Source organism: Neobacillus sp. DZ-9, assembly GCF_059587065.1.
Map to the genome: position 1 here is coordinate 38,684 of NZ_JCAIOL010000008.1, position 13,034 is coordinate 51,717.

The 13,034-nt window shown below is 34.1% G+C and carries 12 protein-coding genes; 1 reads left to right on the forward strand and 11 read right to left on the reverse strand.

The window, feature by feature from the left end:
- Positions 1-75 precede the first annotated feature (75 nt).
- Entirely contained in the window at positions 76-1,128 is a 1,053-nt protein-coding gene (locus AC59HZ_RS21220; RefSeq protein ID WP_496547767.1) for a lactonase family protein, read from the forward strand.
- A gap of 329 nt (positions 1,129-1,457) precedes the next feature.
- Here the strand turns inward: AC59HZ_RS21220 and AC59HZ_RS21225 are convergent, their stop codons facing one another.
- The 11 genes from AC59HZ_RS21225 to AC59HZ_RS21275 form a co-directional block, all read right to left on the reverse strand.
- Entirely contained in the window at positions 1,458-1,961 is a 504-nt protein-coding gene (locus AC59HZ_RS21225) for a serine O-acetyltransferase (RefSeq protein ID WP_496547768.1), read from the reverse strand.
- 51 nt (positions 1,962-2,012) lie between these two features.
- Complete coding sequence (locus tag AC59HZ_RS21230; RefSeq protein ID WP_496547769.1) at positions 2,013-3,149, reverse strand: O-antigen ligase family protein; 1,137 nt, start codon at positions 3,147-3,149, stop codon at positions 2,013-2,015.
- Positions 3,150-3,334: 185 nt separating this feature from the next.
- A complete protein-coding gene (locus AC59HZ_RS21235) occupies positions 3,335-4,252 on the reverse strand; it encodes a beta-1,6-N-acetylglucosaminyltransferase (protein WP_496547770.1) in 918 nt (305 codons plus the stop codon).
- An 84-nt stretch (positions 4,253-4,336) separates the two neighbouring features.
- Positions 4,337-5,740, reverse strand: a complete 1,404-nt coding sequence (locus AC59HZ_RS21240) for a glycosyl hydrolase family 28-related protein (protein WP_496547771.1) — start codon at positions 5,738-5,740, stop codon at positions 4,337-4,339.
- A 254-nt stretch (positions 5,741-5,994) separates the two neighbouring features.
- Complete coding sequence (locus tag AC59HZ_RS21245) at positions 5,995-6,603, reverse strand: sugar transferase (protein WP_496547772.1); 609 nt, start codon at positions 6,601-6,603, stop codon at positions 5,995-5,997.
- A 57-nt stretch (positions 6,604-6,660) separates the two neighbouring features.
- On the reverse strand, positions 6,661-7,782 hold the full coding sequence (locus AC59HZ_RS21250) for a glycosyltransferase family 4 protein (protein WP_496547773.1): 1,122 nt from the start codon (positions 7,780-7,782) through the stop codon (positions 6,661-6,663).
- A gap of 14 nt (positions 7,783-7,796) precedes the next feature.
- Positions 7,797-8,852, reverse strand: coding sequence for an O-antigen ligase family protein (locus tag AC59HZ_RS21255; protein ID WP_496547993.1), 1,056 nt, complete (start codon positions 8,850-8,852; stop codon positions 7,797-7,799).
- Positions 8,853-9,126: 274 nt separating this feature from the next.
- Positions 9,127-10,659, reverse strand: coding sequence for a lipopolysaccharide biosynthesis protein (locus AC59HZ_RS21260; protein ID WP_496547774.1), 1,533 nt, complete (start codon positions 10,657-10,659; stop codon positions 9,127-9,129).
- A gap of 79 nt (positions 10,660-10,738) precedes the next feature.
- Positions 10,739-11,503: a tyrosine-protein phosphatase gene (locus tag AC59HZ_RS21265; protein WP_496547775.1), complete on the reverse strand. Its 765-nt coding sequence runs from the start codon at positions 11,501-11,503 to the stop codon at positions 10,739-10,741.
- A gap of 75 nt (positions 11,504-11,578) precedes the next feature.
- On the reverse strand, positions 11,579-12,235 hold the full coding sequence (locus AC59HZ_RS21270; protein WP_496547776.1) for a CpsD/CapB family tyrosine-protein kinase: 657 nt from the start codon (positions 12,233-12,235) through the stop codon (positions 11,579-11,581).
- Positions 12,236-12,245: 10 nt separating this feature from the next.
- Positions 12,246-12,992, reverse strand: coding sequence for a YveK family protein (locus AC59HZ_RS21275; protein WP_496547777.1), 747 nt, complete (start codon positions 12,990-12,992; stop codon positions 12,246-12,248).
- Between the last annotated feature and the right edge of the window lie 42 nt (positions 12,993-13,034).

Sequence of the window (13,034 nt, forward strand, 5' to 3'; positions counted from 1 at the left end):
AAAAGTATAAATAATGAGTAAATGCAATCAGTAATGATAAAATATAAATGAAATTAATTAATGGGAGCGTTGGTAATGTCAAATCAAAGCAAATTTCTAGGGTTTATTGGAACCTATACAAAAGGAGAAAGCAAAGGGATCTACTCCTTTACTTTAGATACCAACACAGGAAAAATAGAGGATGTTTCTGTTGCGGCTGAATTGGAAAATCCTACATATTTAGCAATTAGTACAAACAACCAATATCTTTATTCAGTTGCAAAGGAAGGAAACGCTGGCGGAGTTGCCGCTTTTTCTATTAATGAAGGGGGCGAATTAAAAGCACTCAATAGCGAAGGTTCAGAAGGATCCCCTCCTTGCCATCTTAGTGTAGACAGTAAAAATCAGTTTGTATTCAGCGCAAATTATCATAAAGGCTTAGTAGAGTCCCAGCAGATTAACCAGGAGAATGGCGCTGTTAAACCAGTTATTTCATCAGTAAAGCATGAAGGCCGTGGCCCAGATCCAAGACAGGAAAAACCGCATACCCATTATGCAGGACTCACCCCTGATGAAAAATATCTGGCTGTTGTGGAATTAGGAATTGATGCACTAATAACCTATGAAATCAGTGCTGAGGGTAAATTATCAGAGGTTAGTCGTTTACCTTTAAAGGCAGGAAGCGGGCCAAGACATCTAGTTTTTCATCCGAATGGAACAATTGCCTATGTCATGACGGAATTCAGTTCAGAGGTTATTGTTTTAACCTATCATCCTGAAAATGGTCATTTTACTGAAAAACAATATATATCGACGCTTCCGGATGATTTTAAGGAAAATAACCAAGGCAGTGCGATTCATATTTCCTCTGACGGCCGCTTTGTTTATGCCGCTAACCGGGGGCATAACAGCTTGGCAGTATTTAGAGCAGATATTTTATCCGGAGAGTTGAGCTTTATCGAGCATACATCAACTGAAGGGGATTGGCCGAGGGATTTCGCTTTAGATCCTACCGAGAAATTCATCGTGGCATCTAATCAGGAATCAAGCAATCTTGTATTGTTTTCCAGAGATGATGCAACTGGAAGGTTAACGCTTATTAATTCTGATATTGTTGTTCCTCATCCGGTTTGTGTGAAGTTTTTATAGAAAGTTAAAAAACCAGGTTTAAAATTCATTTAAAGTTCTTTATGATTTAATACAACCCAAGGAAGCTTTCCTTGGGCCTATTTACTTATTTTCAGTCTTGCTACTGTTACAACAAGAATTCCTCCATCGAATTAATTAGCAAGGATTCATGCATCTGTTAATGCGATCACCTCATAGGTTTAGACAGATATACACAAGGAATAGTGATATGGAATGCAGCACCAGTAGTAGCAGGTAAAGTTAAATGAATAGTTGTTGCTAGTGGTAAATCGCGAACTTTGCAACCAACCGGAGCAATTGATGAATTTTTACCACTAGCAGCATTTTATTCATAATACAACTTGCTTATATTTATTATCAATAACTCGGCATGGTACTCCTACAGCAGTACAGTTATTAGGCAAATTCTTAAGTACCACAGAGTTCGCTCCGACCATAACTTCATTGCCAATAGTTATCTCACCAACTACAACTGATCCAGCGTACAGTGTTACATTATTTCCGATTCTCGGTGCAATTTTGCTAAAATTATTTTCTCCAACTGTAACATTCTGAAATACGCGTAAGCCTGTACCTGCTGTAATTGCACCAATAACGACACCGACAGTGTGATACATAAAGAAATCACTACCAATGTCAGCTGCTGGTGAGATGTCACAAGCATGTAACCATATATTTAGATACCAAAAAATTCTAGCAAATAACTTTAGCTTATGTTGATGACACCATGAACTTAATCTAAAAATAAATACAGCTCTTGAACTAGTTCCAATTAACAAACGACCCATTAAAGTAAGTTTGTTAATCCCCTTAAAATCTTGAAAAATATACATTAGATTAACCCCCACCCTTATTTCGGATTCTTCTGCTGCAATCTCCAGGAGTCACGACACATATCTTCTATTCAAGCCCTGGAACCGATCCTTATTCACAAAAAGCCCTAAGATTAACCAAAAATAAGGAGCCACGGAAATGACGCTTATATTAAAAAATCCCTGTACCAGATATCCAACAATAGCCGCCAGCATGCCAATAGAGAACAACTTCTGGTCAATATCCAATTGTTTTACTTGTCTAATCCCTCTAATCAAGATGATTGACAAGATTAGTAAATAGATTAATAATGCCGGCACCCCCATTGTAAAGGCTATTTGTAAATAATCATTGTTTTCGTCATAAACTTCATTCCCTGAACCTAAATAGTTTTTTATTATTTTTGAATCCTGTGAATAAAAAACCTCTTCAAATGTATTCGGACCATTTCCAAGCCATAAATGGTTTGAAATAAGAGGGAGAGAAATTTGCCAAATATCCAAACGGGAAGAACCTGCAGAACCTGCATCTTCATTAGTGATGATTTTATGAATATCATTCGTAATCGTTAAAGCTCGAGAAAAGTACCCTTGGTGAGAAACCAGATCAGAGATCGTAAAGATGAAAAAAGCTGAAATTATAATAAAGACTAATTTCTTCCAAATCTCCCTCCTATTCCAGACGACCCAAACTAAAATAATAGTTAAACTGATAACTATTCCCAGCCAAGCACTCCTAGTCTGTGACTCAATTAAAGAGAGAAACTGAAAACATAAAATAAAAAAATAAAGAACTCTCCATTTCCTATCTTGTGATAAGAAATAGTTTGTAATGGTTAAAGGAATGACCAATACCAAATAGGAACCAAAATAGTCCGGATTATCAAAAAAGGAATAAGTTCTTTGATCAAATAGTAACTTATCAACTGAATCTTGAGGCAAAATAGCTAGATGATAATACTGAATTACACTATAAAAAGAAGCAAAGAATGAACTTATGATAATAACTTTGCTAAGCCTTTCTAAATGCACTGAATTTAATCGAGAAGCCAAGCTAAATAATATAATATAGGACAGCATGATAAGCAATCCTTGGTGCTCTGTCCCCTCCCCAACCCATGATATTTTGATGGAATGAAGAGTTGAGAAAAAGAGCAGGCATAAAAAAGCAACCAAAAGTGCGTCCAGTTTTTCTAATTTCCAAATCAACTTATTATTCCCCAACCAAACTCTTAAAAAGTGAAAAAGACTAAGAAGAAGAATCCATCCTATGAAATAATAGGCTTTTGCATTCGCATAATAATAAGATTCTCCCCAGGGATAAATGAGAAATACATATATACCAAAAAAGTAATAAAATAAAGAATTGTACGCTTTATCCATTGGAAAGACCATTAGGAACCCACCAGTGTCCTAGAACCCAACTTTATTTTATTTGTAAAATACTTAATAACATTATTATCAGTGGTCTCGTCAAATTTTCTTGCAAAAAATTGATTTGAGTCCTCAATAAAACTTATATCTTTGGTTGTTAAACACACCGGAGAATTTGTTTCACTTAACGTCTCTCCCATTCTCAAATACACGAGGTTATTTGAAACCACTTCTGATTGAAAATGCGAGTTCATTATAATTGTGTGAAAAAACCATTCATCAGGAATTAACGTGTTTTCAAAATATTTATAGTACCATTTATTTTCATTTAGGAAATCAATGATATATGCGGCTACATTAAGAGGAATGTTAAACCATTGAGAACCACAATAAAACTTATAATCCACCGGCCAATAATTCGTGTTAGGAAATAAATTGATTCCTTTTCCATACAAGTCTTTTAAAATTCGTCGATAAATTCTATAAGGATGCATATTGTTGTACCTTCTCGTTGTTACTTTTGGCCAATTAATCTTCAACGAACTTAAATTATTATCTGATATTTCCCTAATATCCAAAAATACACTATTCCTTTTTTCAACTAAAAAATCTTTAAATCCCTCCTTGACTAATAAATCTTGACCACTTCTTAAACAAATAAAGTCATAGTTTTTTTGGGAAGATAACACTTCTTTTAAAAGGAGGATAGTTGTATCAACTTGACTGATGTCACCCCATTCACAATTAATGCTATTTTCAAGTATCTTTACATTTGGACTTTTTACTATTTTGTTATACATGTATTTATAACTCTTTTGATCAATGTGTACATAAACATCTGCTAGTTTTTCATGTATTAATTGGTTTATAAATAAATTAACTTGTTCCGGATTCTTATGAACTTGTAAAATAAATGCTGTACTTGGAATTGAATTCATTTTCTTCACTCCATTAAACATATTATTTTTTTATAATAAATAGATTTGTTCTTTTTATAGTATTTTTAAGATATGAAAAATCACTTACTTAATGGTTATAATTTGAATAGAACTGTAAGTTTTATCATTTACAACCAAGTTTTGAATGGGTCTGCTTGAATTTGTCGTTCGATTTTTAAATTTATTGAATTGATTTCCTTGAAATACTAAATCCTTAATACTGGACTCTTGATAAAAATCAGTCGATAAAACACTATCAAAATTAGTAAAGGTATTATTGATAAAATGTGTTTTTTGGATCGATGCTCTCAAAGCCCATAAAAAGATTGCATCCTTATTTCCTTTTCCAATGAAGGTATTCCCTTTTATTAAGGTATCTATTGAATCAGTCCGAATCGCAATTGCTGTGTTATCGGTGGTAATTTTATTATCATATATTTCGGTTCCAACTGATTTTCCATATTCACCTTCGATTAAAACCCCGTTTTTCGTGTTAATAATATTTTTGTAAAGTGCTAAATTATCATTTTGAAACCAAATGTTCACATCCTTAGTAGATATGTCATTATTCTTAATTTTTGCGTCAACTGTCCTAGTGATCGTGATTCTTGTATTCTTACCTTTAACTATATTGTTATGAAATTCAATTCCATGAAACCTTCCACTATCTGTTCCTCCCATAATTTGAATAGAATCGTATTCAGTTGCATTCGTATCAAATGTATTATTATAAATTTTTGCGTTTTGAAGTTGAACCTCTTTAAAAGGCTCGAAGTGTAATGTTGGTCTTCCAATCTCCGATTTGCTGAAATTGTTGAATATATTGATATTGTTTACCTGTTCAATTACTATATTGGAACGATGATTATTAATTAAAATATTATTGGAAATAATTACATTATTGCTAGCCTTTTTAGACCCCGTAACAGAAATGCCATCTGCAACCGCATTTTGCATTCGGCAATAATCAATTAACACATTCTTGCTGTCCCAAATAAAAATGTCATGCATATGTTCGATACCTTTTTTATGTTTTTCATAATTTCCGTCAAACGTTATATTTTGGACTTTTACATTTTTTACTTCGGAGATATTTAATAATCTGGTTTGTTCTTGATCATTTGCTTTATCTGTAAGTTTTAATGTCACCAAATCTCGATTTTCACCAATTAAATTCACATTTGACTTTAAATAAAACGAATGTAATATATAAGTTCCGGCGGGAATATAAACATTCCCCCCTCCATTTTTGCTTGCTTTGTTAATAGCTGATTGAAATGCTTTGGTATCGTCCGTATAGCCATTTCCTGCAGCCCCAATATCCTTAACATTTATTCGGTCGTTTACTCGTGGAAGACTTGGTGTTTCCTGTTTCATACTATTGGGCAAGACGAATGAAAATGACTTTATATCATTTAATTTCCAGACGATAATAGTGGTCAATAACACAAGAATACAAGCAAGAAATAAAATTGGATTTTTTTTCAAATTATTCCTCCATTCTGAAATTTGAGGAAAATAATATATATTCGAACGGGAATTCTCAAATATGTAGTAAGTTTTTACTTAGATTAAAATAATCCCCGCCTGTCACCAAGGCGGGGATTATTTTATAAAGCTCCAATTTCTTTAAACGATCATATATTTCGTCAAAATACCGACCTTTATATACTTTTTGTTTGTACGAATGATGTCCTAAATGACCCCTAAATAAACGCCGGCTCCGAAAATGGCAATTTTCCTCACGATATTTCCTCTTTTTCTTTATTCCCCGTAAAACTTTCGACAGTAACATGCCCCTGCTTGTTTATTCCTTCTGATTTAAAAACCTTTATAACAGTAAAAAATAATATTTTCATATCTAACCATAAAGATTGATGGTCTACATACCATACATCTAACTTAAACTTCTCTTCCCAAGTAATAGCATTACGACCATTAATCTGCGCCCAACCTGTAATACCAGGCCGAACATCATGCCTTCTTGCTTGTTCTGGAGTATATAATTGAAGGTATTCCATTAATAGTGGTCTAGGTCCCACTAAACTAATATCTCCTTTAATTATATTAAAAAGCTGGGGCAATTCATCTAAACTGGTTTTTCTTAAAAATTTTCCAAAGGAAGTTAAACGAAATTCATCCGGCAGAAGATCACCCTTATTATTTCTGGCATCCGTCATTGTTCGGAACTTATAAATAAAAAAGGGCATCCCATGAAGTCCTGGACGCTGCTGTTTAAATATTATGGGAGAACCTAATTTCCATCTGACCAATAAAGCGACAATTACAATTATTACTGATAATAAAATTAAAAGAAAAAATGAAGTAAAGATATCTATTACTCTTTTCATAAGATACCTACCAATCTTATATTCTAATTTTTGTCCTCTCTTTGACTTATCCGGCTATTATATATAACGTGAATATATGTCTTCCATTTCACTTAATACATTCATTAAACTGTAATTCTGGATTCTTTGTTGACCTTTTTTCCCGTAAACAGTCCTTAATTGTTCATCCTTGATTAAGGTGATAAAGCTTTTACGAAGATGTTCATGATCACCTAGATTGACCACTATTCCGCAGTGACCATTATCTACTAAGTCTTTTGAGCCTCTTATATTTGTAGTAATAATTGGTTTTGCACAAGCCATTGCCTCCATCAAGCAGCGGGGCAGCCCCTCCTGTTTAGAAACAAGTGTTACAATATCAGAAACGGCAAGAATTTTTGGCACATCACGCCTATGTCCCAAAAGATGAACATTTATCATACCCTGTTCATGAATGAAAGTATTAATTTTATCAAAATCTTTTCCGCTGCCGATTATTAATAAATGAGCATTCGGGCAACAGTTTACAATCTCCTTCCAGTTTTCCAGCAAGAACATTTGGTTTTTTCGGGCTATTAACTCTGCTACACAACTGATAATAACTGCATCTGAGCTCAGACCTAATTCGCTCTTGATATCCATCCCTTTTTCTGTTCTCGCATTGAATTCGTGTAAATTCACACCAACGCCGTGGACGCGAAACATATTATCGTTTTCTTTAAATCCAAGCCTTTTACCCAACTGGTAATCTTCCTCGTTCATCACCAGCAACCCATCTGTCCAGCGTTTAGCCATCTTTTCTGCAGGATAAAAAAGAAGCCAATTCTTTCGAGATGCTCCTTTAAAAAAATGAAATCCATGCGCTGTATATAGAACTTTACCTTGGTCATGTTTAGAGGCAACATATCTTGTCAAAAAAGCCGCAGTTGGTGTATGAACATGTATTAAACTAAAATAGTTAACCTGGAATAAGTGATGGAGTTTTTTTATGGCTAATAGATTATTTTTGGAAAATGGTGAACGATCAAATTCGATGTCATGACATATAATCCCCATTTCAAGCAGTTCATCTTTGCTGTTCAAGGAATTACTTCCGGCTGCATGAACTTCATATCCTTTTTCCTGAAACATTTGCATAAAAGGTTTATGAAATGCAGCAAAATGGCCGTAAATCGATGCTACAAATAATACTTTTTTCAATTGATAGCCCTCCATTAAGAAATAATACGACTTTGCAATTTAGTTTGTTGCTTCTCGCTGATCCTGTAAGCCAACACACCTAAGAAAAACCAAAACATTCTGGAATTATTTAAGGAAATGGCAATTGATCCAATTAACAAAATGATTAGTATATCCCTTAATACAATATTGGTCACATTCTTGATTTTTTTATCAATTGTAACTTTTAACAAAATGGCGGCTAGATACATGAAAAGGATTGTTGCAAATAACCCTCCCCATTCAGAGTAGACTTGAATATACGTATTGTGCGCAACCGCCCCTATTCCTGCTATTTTCTCAGATACCGCAGGATACATCCCGATTCCGACACCAAACAGAGGAGATAAACTAATTAGATGAATACCTGCCATCCATATGGGCAGTCTGGATGAACCATTCCCATTTATGGCTTCATCAAAATTGGTGAACAAAAGGGAAATTCTTTGAAATTGTACGAATTTGTCCAAATTTAAATTCAAATTTGAGCCGATTAAAAGTATAGCTACACCTAGGATTGATAGAAATAAAATGGCAGAAAACCCAAATAAAATTGTTCTCAAGCGCATTTTGTTTTTTAATACCTCGCCTAAGCCAAATAGCATTGTATATATGATTAATGTGATAAATCCTGTTTTTGATCCTGATAGAAAAATACTGAGCATCATTATGGCATAAGTAATTATTTTGGCCTTAAGTGAAATATTTTTGGATCGTAAAAAATAAGGAAGTGCGCTAATTTGAATTATCGCAAAATAGTTGGGATCGTTCATAAAACCGTTATAACGATCAAATATACCAAAATTATAGATACGAAAAAGAAATTTCATTCCCAGGATATATATGAATATCCCCAATATCCCTGTGAATAGTGCAGCATATGAATACCACTTTAATGATAAGCGGACCATTTTTTCTTGAATAAAATTATACCCTCCTAACAGATACATAGATACTGCTGCCAGTTTTATATATTCTTTTATTGTTGAATTTAAGTCTAATGGAATACCAAATTTATAAGGGGTATAGAAAAAAGCAGTTGCTACGGTCACAACAGACAAAAACAAAAAATACACGAAGTGATAACCAGGAACTTTGATTCCTTTACAAATCACGAAAAAAAGCATAAAGGGAATAATTAAATCACTTAATGAAAAATTAATTCCTCCGATTATACTTGTTTGATTTAAAAAAACGGAAAATAAAACCACAAGATAAAAAAAGAGGTTCCTTTCCATTTCCTTATGATTAACAGCGGTTAAACTATAGATGTCTCTCCCCCCCCTCATATATTAGGTTTTTGGATATTTCCCCTTTCGTAATTCATTACATTTCTTCAGTTGTAACGACTCTTTTTCTTGAGAGAACCACCTTGAATCTATGGAACACCTTTCGGGACATTTTAGGGTCCGCAATGATATTGCCGATCACTATGACCATTAAATTCCAAATGGATAGAATTACGGCATATATAACCCATTCATAAGCATTTTTCGGATTTATTTTTATCAGCCATTGAACAGGAATCACCGCAACTATAGATAAAGCTAAATTGATGCCCAATTTAAAAATGGTAGGTTTTAGTGAACTATTCAATATTTTTCTGGAAGCATAAAAAATGAGATCCACTGTCCGAAATATGGAAGAACAAAAAGCACCAATCAATACACCTTCTGTTCCAAATTTCTGGATAAAAATAAGAGATGCCACCAGGTTTATTATAGCTTCAGCAATTGCGCCATTCCTTGTTTCTTTAAAATGTCCGGCAGAATTAACGAGAGTATAGGCCGGGATTCTAATATTCATGACAATTCCGGCAACAATAAACCATATCGCCAAATCAGGGCGTATATAGTTGGCATCTAAAATATCAAGAGTATAGATTCTTATAAATGGTATGATAAGCAAAAAAGTTGTTGTAAAGACCCAGGCAATAATCGCATAAAAAATCGATTCAAATATAGTAAAAACTTCAATAACCCTTTGTTTTTCACCCCTTACCAGCAAATCCCCCAAGCCCGCGAATAATGCACTGGAAAAGGAAGTAACCAGTAAAAGAATAGCGGAAAACACCATATTATAAGTTGTAAAAACACTGACTTCCTTAAGTCCCAAAAAGATTGTAATGATAATAACCGGGGAATTAAATACAATAAAACCGGCAATTTGTTGAATAAAAACATCCTTGCGTTGAGCTAATGCAGCCATATTGGGCTGTTCTTTAAAGCTAACGTATGGATAATTTTTCTTGACATATACAAAGACCATAAATGTTCGCAATGCAAACATTAAGGTCGCAATACCATTTACGAGAAGGATATTGAATCCAAACTTAATTAATACTACGTAGGATATCAAATTGATTAGCAGACTTATGATTTGGATATTTGTTAACACATAACCTCTTTGGTCGGCTGTTAGCAATACTTTATATTTGCCGATGATAAAGAAATCTAAAAAATTACTGCTGCCCAATATCAGAACTAGAAAAAAGGAGATTTTGAAATCAACTTGATGTGCAATAAGAAAAGGGTAAATAAATGCGAGCAGTGTGATTAGACTTAAAAATATATATCCTGCCCGCATGTAAAATATTTTTGTTGAAGAAAGAATCCCATTGGCAGCATCTTTATCATTTGATGCTAATGGCTTTAACAAAGCAGTTACCGAAGAAAGTCCAATTCCAGCTTCAACTATATTAAAAAAATTAAGAAATTGCCTAATTGATAAGATCAGACCGTTCATGACCGAACCATAAAAGGTCATAAACAACCTCGGCAAAACCAGCCAAATCAGCGTATAAACCAATTGGTAAGAAAGATTGGAAATCATAATATAAAAAGCCTTTTTTGTTCTCATGAAATGTGTGCCGCCTTTATTTTATTTAACCGCCAGCTAAAATCATATTTTAACTTTCATTTTTAATGAGATTAATGGACTAAAAGATACCCAAAATCCTTTTTCTAATAGGAACCGGTTCCTGTCTATTAATATGTTGACCGTTAATGAGCAATTCAGCATTTTCTCTGAAATAAAAGGTGCGGTTAATACCGAATTTATTTGTGACACATTCATAAGCCTCCCATAAGGAGAAGCACCTTGAATCAGTGTTATGGGCATCTGTTGCAATAAAATGTGCTAAATTATGCTCAATGATTTTTTCAGAAAATGATTTAATCCTTTTACCATAATGACCGAGAATACTGCCAGAAGTAAGCTGTGTCAACGCGCCTTCCTGTATCAGTTCAAAAAGGAGATGAATATCCCCGATCAATGCCCTATTTCTTTCCGGGTGGACAATTATCGGTGTAATCCCTTTTAATAACAGTTCATAAACCACCTCACGGGCGTATGACGGAACTTCACCTGAAGGAAGTTCTAATAACAAGTATTGCCCCTTATCGCCAAGTGTAAGAACTTCATCCATTTCAATTGACATAAAAATTTCCCGATGCAGTCTTAACTCTTGACCGGGATAGACTATAAGGGGAATATTTTCCTTTTGCAATAACTTATTGAGTTCGAGTATACGATATAATATTTTCTTTTTTGAATTTTCATATTGTCCATTCAAATGGTGTGGAGTTGCAAATAAAGCGGTTATTCCATTTTCTACTGCAGCATTCACCATGCCTAAACAATCATTTATATTTCTGGGACCGTCATCGATTTGCGGAAGAATATGACAATGAATATCAATCATATAAATCAAGCCCCTCTAATAATAGTGAGAATTGCAATAGATTTATTACAAAATGAAAAATCTGTTAAGCTTCCTTTAACTGTAATGACCAAAGTAATCATTTTTCTTTGACTCCACTCCATTCACAACTGCACCAAGTATCAGAGTGTTTGTCTTTTCTAATAATTCCTTCGCTTTCATCAGCCTGTCCTTTCTAGTCTTGCCACTGGCAACAACCATGACGACTCCATCACTTTTACTTGCGATAATCTGTGTATCTGTCACCAAAAGTATTGGCGGAGTGTCCAAAATAATATAATCATATGTTAGTTTTAGCTCATCTATCACCTTTTCCATAGCTTTTGAATCTAATAGATCTGAGGGATTGGGAGGGATGGGTCCGCATGTTAAAATGTCCAAATTTGCTATAATTGTCTTCGAAATTGCCTGCTCCAAGTAAATGTCCTTTGTAAGTACACTTGTCAGCCCATCTAAATTACTAACACCAAATGAATGATGCACAGTGGGCTTCCTTAAATCTGTATCCACAAGTAATACTCGTTTTCCTTGGTTCGCCAGAACAATGGCCAAATTGGCAGAGGTTGTAGATTTTCCTTCCGAGGCATCCGGTGAAGTTACAACGATCGTTTTGATATCCTTATCCACCGAGGAAAAGTGTAAATTATTCCGAATTAGCCGATACTGTTCAGAAACTGCTGAATTGGAATCATAATGTGTAATTAAATTTACCATTTTTTTATATTTATTTTTCTCCTGACGAGACAACTGTTTCACTCCCCAATGCAGGTGTAATTGATTTTCTTTTCACCTTTTTATGAACCATTGACATTTTTTGAATTGACCCTAGAACTGGCAGTCCCAAATCAGCAACATCCTGATCATCCTTTATGGTATTGTCCCAGAATTCCAATAGAAGCGCAGTCCCTAATCCCGCTATGAAACCTAATGCGATGGCAACAAAGATATTTAACAGCGGCTTTGGTTTTACAGGGACAGGATTCTTTTTTACTTCTGCTTTAGCAAGAATAGTCACATTATCGACGTTCATAATGCCTTTGATTTCCTGTTGAAATGTTTCAGACAATGTATTTGCAATTTGAGCAGCTAAACTTGCATTCTCATTTTCTACATTCAAAGTAAAGACTTGTGAATTCTCTTGATTGGTAATGGAAATATCTTTATTCAGTTCCTCAGCATTTTGTGGAAGGTTAAGCTCATTGATGACTTTTTCCAGAATAACCGGACTTTTCATAATATCGCTATACGTATTAATTAAATTTACATTACTTTGCATTAGAGTAAGATCAGGCTGTTTGTCCGCAGTTTTTTGATTAACTAGAATTTGCGTGGATACCTGATAAACAGGTTTCAATACTAAATAAGAAACAGCACCGCTTATTAATGCGGCCGCCAATGTTAAGAGCACAATAAACTTCCAGCGCTTCTTCAATGTCTTGAATATATCCATTAAACTCACTGTACTATCCATAATGTCCTCCAATTTATTTGTTTCAAAACAGACCATAATAGA